21 protein-coding genes and 1 other RNA gene are annotated in these 18207 nt (G+C 67.1%); 10 read left to right on the top strand and 12 right to left on the bottom strand.

What is annotated here, in order from left to right:
- Nucleotides 1-230 precede the first annotated feature (230 nt).
- Complete coding sequence (locus ASF14_RS08215; RefSeq protein ID WP_056434014.1) at nt 231-647, top strand: hypothetical protein; 417 nt, start codon at nt 231-233, stop codon at nt 645-647.
- Between the two features lie 9 nt (nt 648-656).
- Here the strand turns inward: ASF14_RS08215 and ASF14_RS08210 are convergent, their stop codons facing one another.
- From ASF14_RS08210 to ASF14_RS08180, 8 genes are all read right to left on the bottom strand, one after another.
- Complete coding sequence (locus ASF14_RS08210) at nt 657-911, bottom strand: hypothetical protein (RefSeq protein WP_056434012.1); 255 nt, start codon at nt 909-911, stop codon at nt 657-659.
- 74 nt (nt 912-985) lie between these two features.
- Nucleotides 986-1309 (bottom strand): YbaB/EbfC family nucleoid-associated protein, encoded by a 324-nt coding sequence (locus ASF14_RS08205; RefSeq protein ID WP_056434009.1) that lies wholly within the window; start codon nt 1307-1309, stop codon nt 986-988.
- A 1-nt stretch (nt 1310) separates the two neighbouring features.
- Complete coding sequence (locus ASF14_RS08200) at nt 1311-3002, bottom strand: DNA polymerase III subunit gamma/tau (RefSeq protein WP_056434006.1); 1692 nt, start codon at nt 3000-3002, stop codon at nt 1311-1313.
- A gap of 141 nt (nt 3003-3143) precedes the next feature.
- Nucleotides 3144-3241: signal recognition particle sRNA small type (gene ffs / locus ASF14_RS20750), an RNA gene on the bottom strand.
- Nucleotides 3242-3313: 72 nt separating this feature from the next.
- On the bottom strand, nt 3314-3634 hold the full coding sequence (locus tag ASF14_RS08195; protein WP_201780558.1) for a hypothetical protein: 321 nt from the start codon (nt 3632-3634) through the stop codon (nt 3314-3316).
- A gap of 97 nt (nt 3635-3731) precedes the next feature.
- On the bottom strand, nt 3732-4037 hold the full coding sequence (locus tag ASF14_RS08190; protein ID WP_056434000.1) for a 2Fe-2S iron-sulfur cluster-binding protein: 306 nt from the start codon (nt 4035-4037) through the stop codon (nt 3732-3734).
- Nucleotides 4034-5230 carry a cysteine desulfurase family protein gene (locus tag ASF14_RS22210; protein WP_056433996.1) on the bottom strand — a complete coding sequence of 399 codons (1197 nt, stop codon included), beginning with the start codon at nt 5228-5230 and terminating at the stop codon, nt 4034-4036. Before ASF14_RS22210 ends, ASF14_RS08190 begins: the two co-directional genes overlap by 4 nt.
- On the bottom strand, nt 5227-6273 hold the full coding sequence (locus ASF14_RS08180; RefSeq protein WP_056433993.1) for a cysteine desulfurase family protein: 1047 nt from the start codon (nt 6271-6273) through the stop codon (nt 5227-5229). Before ASF14_RS08180 ends, ASF14_RS22210 begins: the two co-directional genes overlap by 4 nt.
- Nucleotides 6274-6394: 121 nt before the next feature.
- Here ASF14_RS08180 and ASF14_RS08175 point away from each other — a divergent pair, with 121 nt between their 5' ends.
- On the top strand, nt 6395-7051 hold the full coding sequence (locus ASF14_RS08175) for an alpha/beta hydrolase (protein WP_042483786.1): 657 nt from the start codon (nt 6395-6397) through the stop codon (nt 7049-7051).
- 65 nt (nt 7052-7116) lie between these two features.
- Here the strand turns inward: ASF14_RS08175 and ASF14_RS08170 are convergent, their stop codons facing one another.
- The 4 genes from ASF14_RS08170 to ASF14_RS08155 all read right to left on the bottom strand — a co-directional run bounded on the left by ASF14_RS08170 (nt 7117) and on the right by ASF14_RS08155 (nt 11006).
- Nucleotides 7117-7812 carry an aspartate/glutamate racemase family protein gene (locus tag ASF14_RS08170; RefSeq protein WP_056433990.1) on the bottom strand — a complete coding sequence of 232 codons (696 nt, stop codon included), beginning with the start codon at nt 7810-7812 and terminating at the stop codon, nt 7117-7119.
- 48 nt (nt 7813-7860) lie between these two features.
- On the bottom strand, nt 7861-9084 hold the full coding sequence (locus tag ASF14_RS08165) for a flavin monoamine oxidase family protein (protein WP_056433988.1): 1224 nt from the start codon (nt 9082-9084) through the stop codon (nt 7861-7863).
- A 2-nt stretch (nt 9085-9086) separates the two neighbouring features.
- Nucleotides 9087-9992 (bottom strand): RNA polymerase sigma factor RpoH, encoded by a 906-nt coding sequence (gene rpoH / locus ASF14_RS08160; RefSeq protein WP_007404166.1) that lies wholly within the window; start codon nt 9990-9992, stop codon nt 9087-9089.
- A 66-nt stretch (nt 9993-10058) separates the two neighbouring features.
- Nucleotides 10059-11006, bottom strand: coding sequence for an RluA family pseudouridine synthase (locus tag ASF14_RS08155; protein ID WP_056433985.1), 948 nt, complete (start codon nt 11004-11006; stop codon nt 10059-10061).
- 17 nt (nt 11007-11023) lie between these two features.
- On the opposite strand from ASF14_RS08155, the gene ASF14_RS08150 reads away from it, so the two are divergent.
- The 8 genes from ASF14_RS08150 (at nt 11024) to ASF14_RS08115 (ending at nt 18178) form a co-directional block, all read left to right on the top strand.
- Nucleotides 11024-11476 carry a M67 family metallopeptidase gene (locus ASF14_RS08150; protein ID WP_056433981.1) on the top strand — a complete coding sequence of 151 codons (453 nt, stop codon included), beginning with the start codon at nt 11024-11026 and terminating at the stop codon, nt 11474-11476.
- Nucleotides 11473-12117, top strand: a complete 645-nt coding sequence (locus ASF14_RS08145) for a histidine phosphotransferase family protein (protein WP_056433978.1) — start codon at nt 11473-11475, stop codon at nt 12115-12117. Before ASF14_RS08150 ends, ASF14_RS08145 begins: the two co-directional genes overlap by 4 nt.
- A gap of 73 nt (nt 12118-12190) precedes the next feature.
- Nucleotides 12191-14515: a chemotaxis protein CheA gene (locus tag ASF14_RS08140; RefSeq protein ID WP_056433975.1), complete on the top strand. Its 2325-nt coding sequence runs from the start codon at nt 12191-12193 to the stop codon at nt 14513-14515.
- Nucleotides 14515-14943 carry a chemotaxis protein CheW gene (locus ASF14_RS08135; RefSeq protein WP_056433972.1) on the top strand — a complete coding sequence of 143 codons (429 nt, stop codon included), beginning with the start codon at nt 14515-14517 and terminating at the stop codon, nt 14941-14943. The genes ASF14_RS08140 and ASF14_RS08135 overlap by 1 nt, the downstream gene beginning before the upstream one ends.
- An 82-nt stretch (nt 14944-15025) precedes the next feature.
- Nucleotides 15026-15391 carry a response regulator gene (locus ASF14_RS08130; protein WP_056433970.1) on the top strand — a complete coding sequence of 122 codons (366 nt, stop codon included), beginning with the start codon at nt 15026-15028 and terminating at the stop codon, nt 15389-15391.
- Between the two features lie 30 nt (nt 15392-15421).
- Nucleotides 15422-16522, top strand: a complete 1101-nt coding sequence (gene cheB / locus ASF14_RS08125) for a chemotaxis-specific protein-glutamate methyltransferase CheB (protein WP_056433968.1) — start codon at nt 15422-15424, stop codon at nt 16520-16522.
- A 56-nt stretch (nt 16523-16578) separates the two neighbouring features.
- Nucleotides 16579-17421, top strand: a complete 843-nt coding sequence (locus ASF14_RS08120) for a CheR family methyltransferase (protein WP_330218781.1) — start codon at nt 16579-16581, stop codon at nt 17419-17421.
- A gap of 67 nt (nt 17422-17488) precedes the next feature.
- Nucleotides 17489-18178: an N-acetylmuramoyl-L-alanine amidase gene (locus ASF14_RS08115; RefSeq protein WP_056433966.1), complete on the top strand. Its 690-nt coding sequence runs from the start codon at nt 17489-17491 to the stop codon at nt 18176-18178.
- The last annotated feature ends 29 nt before the right edge of the window (nt 18179-18207 follow it).

The raw sequence follows: 18207 nt of genomic DNA, 5'->3' as shown, positions 1-18207 counted from the left end.
TCTCGGTGAGACACCTTTCCCTCCCGCCTGCGGGAGGGGCGTGCTTTAGTCGGATCGGAGACTCAAAAACGCATGCGGTCGTGCGTATCAGATTCCCGGAATACGCCCCTCCCGCAGGCGGGAGGGGATGGGGGAGGGCCGGTCGCCCCACGCCATGACCTGACGGCAAACCGCCCCGCAAAAGCCACGATCCCAAAGCACCCTGGGTCCACCTCTGGGGAAACATATGAATGATCGCAGCGATCGGCCTCCTGATGCTCCTGCAAGCTGCGCCATCGACCCTGTCCTTGCCGCGTATCACTCCGCGAACGGACTGCCTGCCCGATCAGACTGAGGTCGTCGTCTGCGGGCGTCGCAACGCCGAGGAACATTATCGCATACCCGCTTCCGTCCGGGAAAAGGGATTGCAGACGGACGGTGCCGGAGCGGGCCTCAGCGGTACGCAGATCCTGGGAGGCGCGGGCCCTTGCGGGATGTTCGCGGGCCAGAGGCGCTGTTCGCATAGGGAGGCGCGTGAAGCCGGTTATGGCGGCGGACGCGACCCCCTGACCTTTGGGACCAGGATTTTCAAGCGGCTGACCGATCCGGATGCTGAGATCGATCCACCCGCAATGCTACCGGTCGAGCCAAAGCGGCCCGGCCGGTAGCGGATCGCCTTACTTGGCGTCGCCGGAAATCGCGTCGCCCGCCTTCTGGGCGGTGTCGCCGACGCTCTTGGCGGCCGAGGTCACGGCCGCGTCGCGACGGTTTTCCGCGCCACCTCGGCTGAAGAGATAGAAGCCGCCGACCAGCACAGCGATCAGCAGGACGATGGCGATCGCTATGCCGCCGCCGCCACCACTGCGGCGCTCAATCACCGTGGTGTGCGGCTGCTGATTGCCATAAGTCTCGGTAACGCGTTCGTCGGCCATGACATTCCCTCCTATTTTGATGGAGGAAGCAACGCCAAAGCCGACATACCGTTCCCGAAACAAACGAGACCGGATCAGAAGGGCAGCTTGAAGCCCGGCGGCAGCGGCAGGCCGCTGGTCATCTTGGACATTTCGCTGCCCGAGGCGGCATCGGCCTTGGTCCGCGCGTCGTTGATCGCGGCGGCCAGCAGGTCCTCCAGCATGCCCTTTTCCGACGGCTGCATCAGCGAATCGTCGATGGTGATGCCGATGATCCGGCCCTTGGCCGACGCCTTCACCTTGACCAGGCCGCCGCCCGAGACGCCTTCGACCTCGATAGTGTCGAGATTGGCCTGCGCCTTTTCCAGTTCGTTCTGGACGTTCTGGGCCATCGCCAGGATTTCGTCGAGATTCTTCACATCATGCTCCGTTCACACTGCGTTTGCCGGGCCATTCCATCAATTCGGCCTCGGGGAAAGCCTCTCGCGCGGCGCGGACCATGTCCGATTCCCACGCGGCGGTCTTGATCGCTTCCTCGGCGGCGACCTGCTGCTCGTGCAGGGTCGGCTGGCCGGGGACGTCTTCCAGCGTGACGCGCCAGTTCTGGCCCGTCGCCGTCTTCAGCGCTGCGATCAGCTCGCTCAACGTATCGGCCGCGATCGGGCGCGATCCGCTGAACACCATCTCCGGTGGGGCATAACGCACGAGACGCGCGCCGTGGCGCATTCGGGCCGCCAAGGCGAGTTGCCCCATATCGTCCAGCCGGTCGATCATCGCGACGAAGCTGTCGGGCAGCTTGGGCGGTTCGGGCTCGGCGGGCGGAGGGGGCGGGGCGATGGCGACCGGGGCGGCCATGGGGGCCGCCTGATGCGTCACCGCCGGAGCGCTGGGTGCCGACACGCCGCCGTCGCGGATCTGCCGTGCCAGCTCTCCCGGATCGGGCAGGCTAGAGGCATGGATCGCGCGGAGCAGCGCCATTTCCGCCGCCTCGATGGGCAAGGCGGCGCGGGCCACCTCGTCATGGCCTTTCAGGAACAGCTGCCACAACCGGTGCAACGCCGGGAAGCTGAGCGAACCCGCCCATTCCTCGCGCGCGGCGCGCTCCTCCAGCGGCTGGGCCGCGTCGGGCGGCGTGCCGACCTTGGTCAGGGTGATGCCATGCACCGTTTCCAGGAGCGAGCGGAGCACCGATTGCGGATCGACGCCATAATCATATTGCCGCCGCAGCGAGGCCAGCGCCCCCGCGCCATCGCCGTTCAGGATCAGGCCGAGCAGGTCACGCACCGCGCCGCGATCCGACAGGCCCAGCATTTCTCGCACCGCGCCTGCGGTGACGCCACCGCCCTCCAGATCGGCATGGGCGATCGCCTGGTCCAGGATCGACAGGCCGTCGCGTGCCGAACCTTCCGCCGCGCGGGCGACCAGCATCAGCGCCTCGTCCTCGGCGGTGACGCCCTCCTTGACGCAGATATCGGCGAAATGGGCGGCCAGCTTGTCCGCCGTGATCCGCCGCAGGTCGAAACGCTGGCAGCGCGACAGGACGGTGATCGGAACCTTGTTCACTTCCGTGGTGGCGAACAGGAATTTCACATGCGCAGGCGGCTCTTCCAGCGTCTTCAACAGCGCGTTGAAGGCGTTCTTGGAGAGCATGTGCACTTCGTCGACGATGTAGATCTTAAAGCGCGCCGAGACGGCGGCATAGCGCGACGCCTCGATGATCTCACGCACGTCGTCGACGCCGGTATGGCTGGCGGCGTCCATCTCGATCACGTCGATATGGCGGCCTTCCGCGATGGCGCGGCAGGGTTCGCATTGCCCGCACGGACTGATGGTCGGGCCGCCATTGCCGTCGGGACCGACACAGTTCAGCGCCTTGGCGATCAGCCGCGCGGTCGACGTCTTGCCGACCCCGCGCACGCCGGTCATCAGGAACGCATGGGCCAGCCGGTCGCGCTTGATCGCATTGCCCAGCGTCTGGACCATGGCGTCCTGCCCGATCAGCGCCTCGAAGGTCTGCGGCCGGTATTTGCGTGCGAGGACGCGGTAGGCCTCGGCTTTTGCAGGCGTCTGGGAAGGTTGGGGCGGTTCGCCCAGATCGAACGAATCAGCCATGACGGGTCTGGATGGTCGGGGTGAGGGAAATCATCGCCGAGCAACATAGGCGCTCGGGCGCGCGCCGTCAGGTATAATCGTGTGATAGACGACACACATGCGGGCCATGCCAGCTGTGCCTTGGATAGCCGAAAATGTGCGGATGGTGGGAGCCGGAACGACCCGCAGCGAAATCGTTACGGCTGCTTCCGTCAGGACCTGACCGGGTTGGCGACGACTACGTCCGCCCGACTCCCGCCGCGCATATGGCGAAACGGGGCCGGGGGATCAAGTCCTTATCCCACCGGCCCCATCCGTGACGAACTTTTCGTTCAGCGATAGGTGTTGAAGCACTGGCGCTGCGGCCCGTTCCAAGTGCGCACCCAGCGGCAGGTCACACGCGGACGGTCATAGCCATAGGCGTAACGGGGACCGCGCGGACCGCGCCAGCCGGGACCACGATCCCAGCGGGGACCGCCGCGATGCCAGCCGGGACCACGGTCCCAACCCGGACCGCGATGATGCCAACCCGGCCCGCGATCCCAACCCGGACCCCGGCCCCAGCGATCGTGCGGAGCGGCTTCGGCGGGGGCGGCAGCGGCGACACCCGATACAGCGATCAGACCGGCGCCCAAGACAGCAAGAAGTTTCATAACGCTTTACTCCCGGTAATCCCGCCTGTCGGCGAGCATGGGAGAAGAATGGCGAATCGCCGATGATTGATCCCTGAACCCCTTTGTTATCAACGGTTCAGGGAAGCCGGACTGCCATATCGGCCAGCTGTTCGGTCACGACGATCTGGCAGGCGAGGCGGCTGGAGCGGGTGGCGTCGGGAACCAGATCGAGCATGTCTTCCTCTTCCGCCGATGGCGCGGGGAGATGAGCGAGATATTCCGGGGGGATCAGGACATGGCAGGTCGCACAGGCCATCTGCCCGCCGCACGTGCCTTCCATCGGTTGCCCGGCACGCTGCCCGACGCGGAGCAGCGTCTCGCCCGGCTGGGCGTCGGCCAAGCTCGTGCTACCGTCGGGGGCTTGAAAGGTCAGCGTCATCATAGGCCCTGCGCCTTGGTGGCGGCATTGATCCGGTCGATCGCCTGCATCAGTTCCGCCTCGGTGGTGTAGCGGCCGAAGCCGATGCGGATCGAGGATTTGGCTTCACGGTCGCTCAGCCCGAGCGCGGTCAGAACATGGCTGGGCCGCCCCGATCCGCTGGCGCAGGCGCTTCCCGCCGAGAAGGCGATGTCGCGGCAGTCGGACATCAGCCGCGCGACGTCCAGCCCCTCGCGGCGGACATTGAGGTTGCCGTGATAGCGCTGCTCCACCGATCCGTTGATCGACCATCCGCTACCCAGTCTTTCGACGGCGAGCGACCAGAGCCGTTCGACATGCGCGCTATCCTCTTCGGCCCGCACCGCCATCAGTCGCGCCGCCGCCCCGAACCCGGCGCATAGCGCGGGGCTGAGCGTACCCGAACGCCCGCCCTCCTGATCGCCGCCATGCAGCAGCGGGGGCAGGGTGATGCCGTCGCGGATCCACAGCGCGCCCACGCCCTTGGGGCCGTGGATTTTGTGGGCCGAGATGGCGACCAGATCGACCGTATCGGGAATGCCGACCCGGCCATAACCCTGCACGGCATCGCACAGCATCACGGCGCCCGCCCGGTGCGCGGCATCGGCCAGCGCGGCGATGGGCTGGATCGTGCCCACCTCATTGTTGACCAGCATCGCGGCAACCAGGCCCGTGCCTTCTGCGAGAGAATCCGTAGCGGGATGACCTGAGCGGGACTCACCCCTCCCCTTCAAAGGTGGGGCGCTTCCACAAGCGTGCAGCCCGTGGCGAGGCCCCACCCCAACCCCTCCCCTGAAGGGGAGGGGCTTGTCGATGTCGTCAGGGCCTGCCGCGACCAGACCTTCGCCGTCGACCGGCAATAGGGTCAGCGGTCGCCCCGTTGCGGCGGCGGTGTCGAGCACGGCGGCATGTTCGATCGCGGTCGTGACGATCCCGCCGCCGGTGCCCTTGATAGCCCAGTTCAGCGCCTCGGTCGCGCCGCTGGTGAACACCACTCGCCCGCCGGAGGGGAGCAGCGCAGCAATCTGATCGCGGGCCACTTCGACGGCCGCGCGCGCCTGTCGCCCGGCGCGGTGGGGGGAATGGGGGTTGGCGTGGCCCTGCTCCAGCCAGGGGAGCATCGCTTTCAACGCCTCGGGCGCGAGCGGGGTCGTCGCCTGATAATCCAGATAGATCATGCGACCCGCCGCCCCCGCGCGATCGCCCGCCAGGCGGTGACGAAGCGGTCGACATCCTCGCGCGTCGTCGTCCGGCCGAAACTGACCCGCACCACCTCGCGGCCCGCTTCCACGTCCCAGCCAAGCGCGGCCAGCACATGGCTGGGCTTCAGGCTGCCGCTGGCGCAGGCACTGCCCGCCGACACCGAAATCTGCGCAAGGTCGAACTGGATCAACTGCGCGGCGGAGGGCTTGCCGGGCATGCGATAGCTGGCGATGGCCGGGTGGCGGCGGCTTTCATCCGCCACCACCGTCCCGCCCGAGCGGCGGATCGCATCGTCCAGATGCGCGCGAAGCTCTTCATGGTCCGGCTCCGGTTCCGCCAGCGCGGCGGCATAGGCGAGCACGCCCGGCATATTCTCGGTGCCGGGGCGATAGCCGCGCTCCTGCCCGCCGGTGGGCTCCAGCAGTGTGAGATCCCGGACGAGCAGCGCACCGACCCCCGGCGGCCCGCCGCGCTTATGCGCCGACAGGGCGACCAGATCGGCATGCTCGATCACCTCCGGATCGGCGCCCGCGGGCATCTGCGCGGCATCGACCAGCAGGATATGCCCGGCGGCATGGATCGCCTCGGCCAGTTGCGCGATCGGCTGGCGCACGCCCGTTTCGCTGTTCGCCCATTGCACCGTGACGATCGCGCGACCGCCGCTCAGGTCGGGCAGGCGCAACACGCCATCCGGCCCTACCGGCATCACGATGGCGTCGGGTGCCGCGCGCAGCACCGCGTCATGGTCGATGGCCCCGACCAAGCGTCGCTCGGCCATGGCGCGGGACAGTGCGATCGCCAGCGATTCGCTGGCCCCACTGGTGAACAGGATCTCATGGTCCCAGCCGAGCGACCGGGCGACGGCGGCGCGGGCATCCTCCAGCGCGCGCCTGGCGGCGCGTCCCTCGGCATGCGGGGAGGAGGGGTTGGCCCAGATCGCGCAACCCTGGGTCAGTGCCGCGCGTGCCGCCTCGGTCATCGGGGTCGTGGCGGCGTGGTCCAGATAGAGGCGTTGCATAAGCGGGGGCAGGGCTTGTTCCGTCGCTGAAATGATCGAACAATTGCGAAAATGGCGTGTCGGCCTATATAGCGCAACGTTCCCGGCGCTCCACCAGCGCGATCCAGATCGGCGAGTTTTGATGCCTGAAGTCATTTTTCCTGGCCCCGAAGGCCGCCTCGAAGGCCGTTTCGCTCCCGCTCCGCGTCCGCGCGCGCCCGTCGCCATGATCCTGCACCCGCACCCGAATGCGGGCGGCACGATGAACAACCGGATCGTGCAGGAACTCTACAAGACCTTCCAGCGGCGGGGCTTTGCCACGTTGCGCTTCAACTTCCGCGGCGTGGGCAAGAGCCAGGGCGTGTTCGACAACGGCATCGGTGAGCTGTCCGACGCCGCCTCGGCGCTGGACTGGGTGCAGAGCTTCCACCCCGAAGCCTCGACCACCTGGATCGCGGGCGTCAGCTTCGGCGCGTGGATCGGGATGCAGCTGCTGATGCGCCGCCCGGAAATTCGCGGCTTCATCTCGGTTGCGCCGCCCGCCAACATGTACGACTTCACCTTCCTGGCGCCGTGCCCCTCCTCGGGCATCATCATCCAGGGCGAGGCCGACGAGGTCGCGACCCCGGCGGCGACCCAGAAGCTGGTCGACAAGCTGCGCACCCAGAAGCACATCACCATCCATCACGACACCATCCCCAAGGCCAACCACTTCTTCGAGCACGAAATGCCCGAGCTGATGGGATCGGTGGACCGGTATCTGGATATGCGCCTGGACCCGAATTCGCCGATCCGGTGAGTATGCGGGAATACGGAATGGAAAAGGGCCTCGGCGAAAGCCGGGGCCTTTTTTGTATAGGGCGTTCAGTCGGCCAGTGCCATATCGATAGCCGCCTGGGCATGTAGGGCGGTCGTATCAAAAATCGGCACCGAGCTGTCGTCGGGACCGATGAGCAGCATGATCTCGGTGCATCCCAGGATGATTGCTTCGGCACCCTCTTCGACCAGGCGCCGAATGATAGCGCGATAGGCGTCGCGGGATGACGCCAGCACCTGGCCCGCGACCAACTCGTCATAGATCACCTGATGCACCGTCGCACGGTCGACGGCATCGGGAATCACGACGTTCAGCCCATGGCGATCCGCCAGTCGCCCCTTGTAGAAATCCTGTTCCATCGTGAAGGCCGTGCCCAGCAGCCCCACCGTGCGCAGGCCCGCAGCCTTTATCCGTTCTGCCGTCGGATCGGCGATGTGCAGCAATGGGATGCCTGTCGCTGCCTCGACGGCAGGGGCCGTTCGATGCATGGTATTGGTGCAGATCACCAAGAAATCCGCGCCCGCAGCCTCCAGTCTTTGCGCAGCGTCGGTCATGCGAGCGGTCAGGCTGGCCCAGTCGCCCTTGTGCTGAAGCGCTTCGATGTCGGCGAAGTTGAAGGACCAGAGCAGGCACGAGGCCGATGCCGTGGGACCCAGCCGTTCGCGAACCCCCTGATTGATGAGGCGATAATATTCGGCTGAGCTTTCCCAGCTCATCCCGCCTATCAGTCCTATCGTCCGCATCTGTTGACCCCATGGCTGTCATGGGCAGGATAGGGGGATGGACCGAACTCACAAGGCGGAACGGACGATCAGGTTCGCCGCCGCCACGCCCGTCGCATAAGCCCCATGCGCAGTTGAGAAATCCTCGCGCGAGCAGGCCTCGCCCGCGAAGAGGATTCGATTTTCGACGGGCTCGGTCAGCGTCTGCCGCGCTCCGGCATGACCGACCCTCGCGTGACTGTAGCTGCCGCCGATCAGCGGCACATGCCGCCAGCGCGTCGCGTCCAGTGGCGTGAAGCGTCGCCGCCAGTCGCTGCCCAACAGCGCCACCAGTTCGTCGATGGCGAAGGCCGCCGCCGCGCCGTCTTCCTCCAGCGCCTCGGCGCAGGGGCCGCCGAAGAAACTCTCGACGATTGGCCAGCCAAAGGGGGAGAGGCGGTGGCTGGCAGTGCAGCTGTCGTGCGGGTTGCCGGTCATATGCTGATGGGCGGGCCAGGGCACCGGTCCCTCGACCAATAGGAAGACCTTGTCGGCGATACCAAGCGGTAGCGCGGCGGCGGCATCCGTTTTGGCGGGGAGCGGGGGATCGAAGATCAGCTTGCCCGCCGCCAACACACTCGTAGGTACGGCGATGACGACATGGTCGCACTCGATCGTGCCGTCCGACGTGTCGATGCGAAGGACGCCCCCGCGATGATCGATCCGGTTCGCCGTTATGCCGGTGCGCACGACCAGTCCGGCGGCATGATTCACGATGACCGTGCCATAACCCTCGACCACGGCCCAATTGTCGTCGGTCGCGGTCTGTTCGTAAGCGGCCCAGTCATGCAGCGACACTTGGTCGAGCGCTGCACCGTTTACATAGCCGGAAACCGCCTCGATCATCGGTCGCCAGTGATTGTTCGCCTCCACGAAATCGGAGAGCGGCCGGTCGGGGCCGTCAACTGCCGCCAGTGCCGCCGTCTCGAACCCGGCGAAGGCGGCATCGGCGGCTTCTTGATCTTCCGGTGGAAAGCCGAGATCGCGCCATTGGCCGTCCCAATTGGGTCGGCGGCGATCGATGGTAAAGCCCGCTTGCTCGCCGATGCGGGTCCAGGGGTTGCGCTTTGCCGAGTGGAGCCACCCGCAGCCATGGTCGACGACATGGCCAGTCGGCAAACGCACACTATGCGCCCGTCCACCCAGCCGGTCCGCCGCTTCGATCAGCAGGACCTCTCGCCCCGCGTCATGCAGCGTGCGCGCCGCCGCGATCCCGGCCGCGCCGCCGCCGATGACGACGGTGCGGCCGGTCATGCTCAGGCGGCCGCCAACAGCCGCTTTTCACCGGCGATGCGCATCATCGCCTTTTGCAGCTTCTCGAACGCGCGCACCTCGATCTGGCGGACGCGCTCGCGGCTCACGCCGTAGACCTGGCTCAGCTCTTCCAGCGTCTTGGGATCGTCGGTCAGGCGACGCTCGGTCAGGATGTGCTTTTCGCGGTCGTTCAGGTCGTCCATCGCGCTGACCAGCATGTCGTGGCGGACATCCGCCTCCTGCTGCTCGGCGACGACCGAGTCCTGGAGCGGCGCATCGTCGGCCAGCCAGTCCTGCCACTGGCCCTCGCCATCCTCACGCATCGAGACGTTGAGCGACGTGTCGCCCCCCATCGCCATGCGGCGGTTCATGCTGATGACCTCGTCCTCGTTGACACCCAGATCGGTGGCGATCTTGGTCACGTCCTCGGGCCGCAGGTCGCCGTCCTCGAACGCGTCGAGCTTCGACTTCATCCGGCGCAGGTTGAAGAACAGCTTCTTCTGGGCCGCGGTGGTGCCCATCTTCACGAGGCTCCACGAGCGCAGGATATATTCCTGGATCGAGGCGCGGATCCACCACATCGCATAGGTCGCCAGGCGGAAACCACGATCCGGCTCGAATTTCTTCACGCCCTGCATCAGGCCGATATTGCCCTCCGAGATCAGCTCGGAGGTGGGCAGGCCATAGCCGCGATAACCCATCGCGATCTTCGCCACGAGACGCAGGTGCGAGGTGACGAGCTGGGCCGCCGCCTCGGGGTCGCCATGCTCCTGAAAGCGCTTGGCGAGCATATATTCCTGCTCCGGGGCAAGGATCGGGAATTTCTTGATCTCGGCGAGATAGCGGTTGAGCGACTGCTCCCCGCCCAGTGCAGGAATCGTCGCCGGGACGTTGCTGCCTTTTGCCATGATCCTTATCTCCCTTTCTGGAGCGTCATTCCGTCCGGCCCATCAGGGGCACGAGGCGGTCTTCTGCTATACGTGAAGCCGACTGAACAGTTCCTGCATGTCGGGCGGCATAGGGCTCTCAAACGCCAAAGCGTTGCCGCTTATGGGATGAATAAAGCCCAGATGCGCCGCGTGCAGGGCTTGGCGCCGGAATTCGAGTTCATCGAGCAGGGCTTTTTGAGCACCCTTTGTTCTACCATAAACTGGGTCGCCCAGCAAGGCGTGACCCAGCGATTGCATATGCACGCGCACCTGATGCGTGCGCCCCGTCTCCAGACGGCATTCGACCAGGGCGGCGTTGTTCAGCTTTTCGATGGTGCGGTAGTGCGTCACGGCACGCTTACCGCCCTGCACGATCGCCACCTTCTTGCGGTTCTGCGGGCTGCGCGCGAGGGGCGCGTCGACCGTGCCGTCGGCGGGGCGGGGGATGCCGCCCGTGATCGCGCGGTAGCGGCGGTCGATCGAATGCGCCGCGAACTGCTTGGCCAGCCCCTCATGCGTGCGGTCGGTCTTCGCCGCGACCATCAGGCCCGACGTGTCCTTGTCGATCCGGTGGACGATGCCCGGCCGCGCGACGCCGCCGATGCCCGACAGCGATCCGCCGCAATGATGGAGCAGCGCGTTGACCAGCGTGCCGTCGAAATTCCCGGCCGCCGGATGCACGACCAGCCCGGCGGGCTTGTCGAGCACGATCAGATGCTCGTCCTCATAGGCGATGACGAGCGGGATATCCTGCGGCTCGTTATGCGCGGGCAGGGGGGCAGGCACGGCCACCTGGAACAGATCGCCGCCAGCCGCCCGCTTGGCGGGGTCGCGGGCCATCACGCCGTCGCGCGTCACCGCGCCGCTGGCGATCAACACCTTCAGCCGTTCGCGCGACAGAGTCGGCACCGCATCGGCCAGCGCGCGGTCCAACCGCCAGCCATCCGCTGTGGGCGCGATCCGCGCATCGATGATGGAAACCCCCCGGTCCATAGCTTAGGTAATTGGGCATGACCGTAACGATTTCAAGCGATGCGCTGGACCTGATTTGCAAAAGCGCGGCCGCTTCACCCGATTATGAGGTGTGCGGATTGTTGCTGGGCAAGGGCGATCACGTTGCGAAAGCGGTCCCCTGCGCCAATGTCGCAACCGAACTGAGCCATCGTTTCGAGATCGATCCCGCCGCGCTGATCGCCGCGCACCGCGCCGCGCGGAATGGCGGTCCGGCGGTGATCGGCCATTATCATTCGCACCCCACGGGGCTTGCCGAGCCCTCGCCGCGCGACGCCGCCGACGCCGCGCCCGACGGCAATATCTGGCTGATCGCCGGGGGTGGAGCGGTCACCGCCTGGCGCGCGGTGGCGGCGGGTGAGCGTCATGGGCGCTTCGATCCGCTTAGCCTTGCTTGCACAGAAGGCACGCCCGCGTCAGAAAGGGCTAGTTTGTCGAGGGATTTTTCATGACCATCAGCCCGGTGGATTTCGCGAGCCTGTTGTGTTCGCGATTGTGCCACGATCTCCTGTCGCCGGTGGGGGCGCTTAATAACGGGCTGGAGCTGCTGGCCGACGAAACCGACCCGGCGATGCGTGAGCGGTGCATGGAATTGCTGGCGGACAGCGCGCGCGCCTCGGCCAACAAGCTGAAATTCTTCCGCCTGGCGTTCGGGGCTGGCGGCGGCTTTGCCGACCGGGTGGACATGAGCGAGGCGAAGGCCGCGATCGAGGGGCTGCTCGTCGACAATCGCCGCACCACGCTGGGCTGGCTGGTCGAATCGCCTGCGCTGCCCAAGCCCGCGGTGCGCATCCTGATGAACGTGGCGCTGATAGCGACCGAGGCGTTGGCGCGCGGCGGCACGATCGACATCGGTGCCGAGGCGGGCCGGGAGGCGATCGAGATCGCGATCCGGATCGAGGGGCCGCGCATCCTGCTCGATCCCGAAATCCGCCGCACCCTGATGGAGGGGCAAGGCACCGAGCCGCTGGCGTCGCGGACCGCGCCCGCCTTCCTGATCCACACCCTGACCACCGAGCTGGGCGGCATGACGCTGGTGACGGAGCCCGCGCCCAACACCATGATCCTGGGCGCGGCGATCCGCGCGGGGTAAACACCCTTTTAATCTTGTGGCGGCAAGAGGGAGCGGACTTCAGCGGGGAAGCTGGGGGCTCCCTCGGGGATTTATGGACGACCTGCTACAGGAATTCATTGCCGAGACACGCGAAACGCTGGAGGCTTTGTCCAGCGAGATCGTCGCGTGGGAAGCGGCGCCCGGCGACCGTGCGCGGCTGGATGCGATTTTTCGCTTCGTTCACACCGTCAAGGGAAGCTGCGGCTTTTTGGACCTGCCGCGCCTCGCCAAGCTGAGCCACGCGGCCGAGGATGTGCTGGCTGCCGCGCGCGACGGCAAGCGGATGCCCGACACCGCGCTCGTCGATGCGGTGCTGGCCATCGTCGACCGGATCGGCGCGGTGGTCGAGGGGATTGCGGCCGACGTCGTGGTCGATGATTCGGATGACGACGCGCTGATCGCCGCGCTGACCCGTGTGGAAGAGGTGGCCGTCCCCGCTCCGGCGGCCCGCGTCGCGGTCGCCCCTCGCGCCGCGCCGCGCAGTATCCGGCTGAACGTCGATCTGCTCGACCGGATGATGAGCGGCATGTCCGACATGGTGCTGGCCCGCAACGAGCTGGCCCGGCGGCTGCGCGACGATGTGCTCGACCCGCGTGTCGAGGCCGCGCTCGACCAGCTGTCGCTGACGGTTGCCGATATGCGCGACACGGTGACGCGGACGCGGATGCAGAAGATCGACGGGCTGTTCTCCGCGCTGCCCCGCATGGTTCGCGACACGGCGGCCGAACTGGGCAAGGCGGTCAGCCTGCGTATCGAGGGATCGGACGTCGACCTCGACCGCGAGATGATCGAGATGATGCGCGACCCGCTGGTCCACATCATCCGCAACGCGATCGACCATGGCATCGAATCACCCGCCCGGCGCCGCAGCCTGGGCAAGCCGCCGACCGGGCAGATCTGCGTCACCGCGCGCCAGTCGGGCAACCAGATCCTGATCGAGATCGAGGATGACGGCGCGGGCATCGATGTCGCACGCATCGCCGCCAAGGCGATCGAGAACGACGTCCGCTCCGTCGCCGAAGTCGCCGGCATGAGCCCCGCCGAAAAGTTGAAGCTGGTGTTCGAGCCCGGCCTGTCGAGCCGTGACACGGTGTCGGCGGTGTCGGGACGCGGCGTCGGCATGGACGTGGTGCGCGCCAATATCGAGCATGTCGGTGGCCGCATCGCACTGGACAACCGGCCGGGCCGGGGCCTTGTCATTACCATCCAGGTTCCGCTGACCCTGTCGATCATGTCGACCTTGATCGTTGCGGTCGCCGATCAGCGTTTCGCCATCGCCCGCCAGGCGATCGAAGAGATCGTCAAGGTGCGCGGCGAACAGGTGCGCATCGATCCGGTCGGTGACATCCGGGTCGCGACCGTTCGCGGCCGTCGCTTGCCGATGCTGCCGCTCGGGTCGTTCCTGGAGATCGGGCAGGGCGATCCGTCGACGCTGGTGATCGTATCCACGCGGGACGGGGATTACGCTCTGGGGGTCGACGATGTACTCGACACCGAGGAAGTGGTGGTCAAGCCCGCCGCACCGGCGGTGATGGGTTCCGGCCTCTATGCCGGACAGACGCTGCCCGACAGCGGCCTGCCGATGCTGCTGCTTGACAGCGGCGGCCTGGCGCAGGCGGCCGGGCTTCGCTTCCAGCGTGATATCATCGCCGCCGATGAAACTGCCGCACAGGAAACCGCCAATCCCGCGCTGTTGTTCGACGATCTGGACGGCGCGCGCCGCGCCATCCCTCTGGGCGCGATCGACCGCGTCGAAAAGGCGACGGCCGAGGCCGTCCACCGCTCGGGCGGTCGCACGCGTCTGATCGTCGACGGCGCGACCATGCCGCTTCATCATGTCGAGTCGGCCGCGCTCGATGACGCGCTGGCGCATGGCGAGGTCGAGGTGCTGCGCCTGACCGATGGCGAGACCGAATGCGCCTATGCGATCGGCGGCGCGCTGGAGATCATCCATCTGCCCGCCGAGATCGCGCCCGCCACCAGCGGCCCGGTGCTGGGCATCGCCGTATGGGAAGGCCGCGCGCTGGAGATCCTCGACCCGCTGGTCTTCTTCCTCGACTCCGGCGTCGCGGATACCGGCCCGGTCGCGCCGCTCTGTCTGCTCGACGGTGCGGGCGCGGCGTGGATGGACCGGTTCCTGCGCCCCGTGCTGGAGGCGCACGGCTATCGCTGCACCCTCAGCCCGGATGGCGAGGAGGCCCCGTCCGTCCGCCTGATGATGGAGGAGGATGCCGTCGCCGCCGTGCCGTCGGGGGCGCCCGTGGTGCGCCTGCGCCGCGACCGGGAGGGGTTGGCCGATCCCGACAGCATCTATCGTTATGACCGCTCCGCCCTGATCGCGGCGCTGGCGGGTCATGCACGTCGGGGAGGCCGCTGATGCCGTTGTTCCTGATCGCCTGTATCGCCGGGCAGGGCGTGGTCTTCGACGCCGACCAGGTCGATTCGGTCGTCGATATCGGCGAGGTCGTGGCCGTGCCGCGCGCCGAGCCGTCGGTGCGCGGGCTGACCGCGCTGCGCAGCCGGGTCATCACCGTCGTCGATACCCGCCGGGCGCTGGGGCTGGAGCCGACCGCTTCGCATGTCCGCCGCGCCGTCATCACCCGGCAGGACGGGCATTATTATGCCATGCTGGTCGACGCGCTGGAGGATATCGAGACGTTCGACATGCGCCCGATGCCGCATGTCGCGCCCAAGGACGGGCGCTGGTCCCGCGCCGCCAACGGCATGGTGTTTCGCAACGGAGAGCCTCTGCTGGTCCTCGACCTGGCGAAGCTCGTGCCGCAGCCGGTCGCGCTGGTCGCCTGACCAGTTAACCCGGCCGTTACTTATCGGGGCTATTTCGGACGTCAGGTCCCGCTGGGATCCGGGTAGGAATAGGGCGTACCGAATGAAAACCTGTCTCGTCGTCGATGACTCCAAGGTGATCCGCAAGGTGGCGCGCCACATATTGGAAACGCTAGACCTGCAGGTTCGCGAGGCGGGGGACGGCCGCGAGGCGCTGGAGGCGTGTCTGGAGGAGGTTCCCGATGTCATCCTGCTCGACTGGAACATGCCGGTGATGAGCGGCATGGATTTCCTGCGGGCGCTGCGCGACGCCAATCTGGCGCGGCGGCCACGGATCGTCTTCTGCACCACCGAAAACGGCATGGCCCATATCCGCGCGGCGATCGATGCCGGGGCCGACGAATATATCATGAAGCCGTTCGACCGCGACACGCTGGAAAGCAAGCTCCAGCTCGTCGGCATGATCTGATCCGGCAGGACCTGCGCCTGGGACCGCGCCATGAGCTCCAATCCCTTGACTGCCCTTCAGGCCTCGCCGTCCACCCATGGGCAGGATGGGCCGACGCGGGTGCTGATCGTCGACGATTCGGCGGTCGCCCGGGCGTTGATCGCGCGCCAGATCGAGCCGCATGAGCGGTTTCGTGTGATCGGCGCCGTCACCCATGTCGAGGCGGCCCTTACCTTTCTGAACGACCATGCGGCCGATATCATCCTGCTCGACGTCGAGATGCCGGGGGTCGACGGTATCACCGCGCTGCCCCGACTGATCACGGCGGGGCGCGGCGCCCGCGTCATCATCGTCTCGGCGTCGACTCCGGCGGGGGGCGCGGCGGCGGTGCAGGCGCTGGCGCACGGCGCGGCCGATACGCTCGACAAGCCCCGGCCGCAGGGACTGGCCGAGTTCGGCGACATCCTGTTGCAGAAGCTCGACGGGCTTGCCCAATCGATGGACCGCCCCGTGCAAGCCGCCCCCGCGCCGGTTTCGCCGCTGGGCAGCCGGACGCGCCCGGCCGTCCAGCGTTCCTTGCCCGACATTATCGGCATCGGTGCCTCGACCGGCGGTATCCATGCGCTCGCCAAGCTGCTGGCGCCCATTCCGGCAACGATGACGGTGCCGATCGTGGTGACGCAGCATCTGCCCGCCACCTTCATCCCCTTTTTTGCGGCGCAGCTGACCGCCGTCGCGCACCGTCCGTGCATCATGGCGCAGGACCGGATGCGCGTGCGGCCCGGCGAAATCCTCGTCGCTCCCGGCGATGCACACGTCACCTTCGTCCGGCTGACCGATGGCAGCGCGGCGATTCGGCTGAAGCATGAGCGCGCACGCAGCGGCTGCCTGCCTTCGGTCGATCCGATGTTCGCCTCGATGGCCGAGCTATGGGGCGAGCGGGCCTGGGGTATCGTGCTGACGGGCATGGGGCGTGACGGACTGGAGGGAGCCAGGATGTTGAAGGCCGCAGGGGGGACTATCGTTGCACAGGATCGGGACAGCGCCGTCGTCTGGGGCATGCCCGGCGCGATCGTCACCGACGGTCTGGCCGATCTGGTGATGACCCCGGACGCGGTCGGCGCGATGATCGCGGCGGGAGGATCCTGCTGATGGTCCTGGCCTCAAGCTGGACGCCTGCGCCCCCCGTCCGACCCGGGAGCATGGCGATGGCGCAGTCCCCCATGTCGGGCCAGTCGCTCGCCGTCCTCAGTGCGCTGCTGGAGGCCCGGACCGGCCAGCAGATCGCCAGCCATCGGTCGACCCGTGTCGACACGGTACTCCTGCCCCTGATGCGCGAACGGCGCATGGAAACGCTGGACCAGCTGGTCTGTGCCGTCCTCGACGGGCGCGATCCCCAGCTGGCGGGCCGCGTGATCGACGCGCTGGTAAATGGCGAAACCTCGTTCTTCCGCGATCCGCATGTCTTCGAGCATATCCTCGAAACGGTCGCCGAGGTGGAGCGCGACGGGCGCCGCGCCCGCATCTGGAGCGCGGGCTGCTCGACCGGGCAGGAGCCCTTGTCGCTGGCGATGATGTTCGCCGAGCGGCAACAGGCGCACGGCACGCCGGTGCCCGAGATCATCGCGACCGACGTATCCGAAGCCGCCATCGCCCGCGCGCGCAGCGGCTGCTACACCCAGTTCGAGGTGCAGCGCGGCCTGCCCATCCGCCAGATGGTCCGCTGGTTCGACGGGCGTCCGAACAACGAATGGGTGGTACGGCCGGAGCTGCTGCGCCACATCTCGTTCCGCCAGATGAACCTGACGGTCGATCCGGCGCCCTGCGGATCGTTCGACCTGGTGCTGTGCCGCAACGTCATGCTCTATTTCGCGGCCGAGCCGAAGAAGCGCGCCTTTCGCACCATCGCATCGGCGATGCGGCCCACCGGCCTGCTGGTCCTGGGCGCTGGTGAAACGGTGATCGGCCAGACCGACCTGTTCCAGCTCGCCTCGGTCGGGCGCGGTGTCTACCAGAAAAGCGACGTAACGGATCCGCCGATCGGTGCATGAAGCCATATCCTTGAGCGAGGCTTGCCGCTAACAGGGGCGGACGAACCGGGGTCGTTCAGGAGGTTGCATGACGATCGTCGACACGCCGTCACCCAATTTCGACGCGCGTAGCCTGCCGATCAGCATGATCGTATTGCACTATACGGGGATGCAGGATGCGGAGTCGGCCATCGCCCGACTGCGCGATCCGGAGGCCAAGGTATCATGCCATTATCTCGTCGCTGAGGACGGCACCGTGCTGCGCATGGTCGACGAGGCGGAGCGGGCCTGGCATGCGGGCCGCTCGCACTGGCGGTCGATCGAGGATGTGAATTCCGCGAGCATCGGGATCGAGATCGTCAATCCCGGCCATGACTGGGGCTATCGCCCGTTCCCCGATGAACAGATCGCGGCGGTGATGGAACTGGTCGCCGATATCCAGAAGCGGCACGGCATCACGCGCGGCAACATCGTCGGCCATTCCGACATCGCGCCCGCCCGCAAGCGCGATCCGGGCGAGCTGTTCCCCTGGGGGACGCTGGCGCGGCGGCGTCTGGCGCTGCCGCGCCCGACCAAGAACCTGATGGACCCGATGTGGACCGAGGCGGGCTTCTGTCTGGCACTGGAGCGGTTCGGCTATGACGTGACCGACCGGATGGCGGCGATCATGGCGTTCCAGCGGCGGTTCCGGCCCGAGTTGATCGATGGCGAGATCGATGCGGAATGCCGGATGATCCTGCTGGCGCTGCTGCTGCCGCGTCCGCAGGGGGATGATTGAGGGGGGGCGTGGGCTTCGACTTCGCTCAG

Origin of the sequence: Sphingomonas sp. Leaf257, assembly GCF_001422185.1 — a bacterium.
In the GTDB taxonomy this organism is placed as follows: domain Bacteria; phylum Pseudomonadota; class Alphaproteobacteria; order Sphingomonadales; family Sphingomonadaceae; genus Sphingomonas; species Sphingomonas yabuuchiae.
The sequence above is the reverse complement of the archived record's forward strand: the minus strand, read 5'-3'. Positions and strand labels throughout refer to the sequence as shown.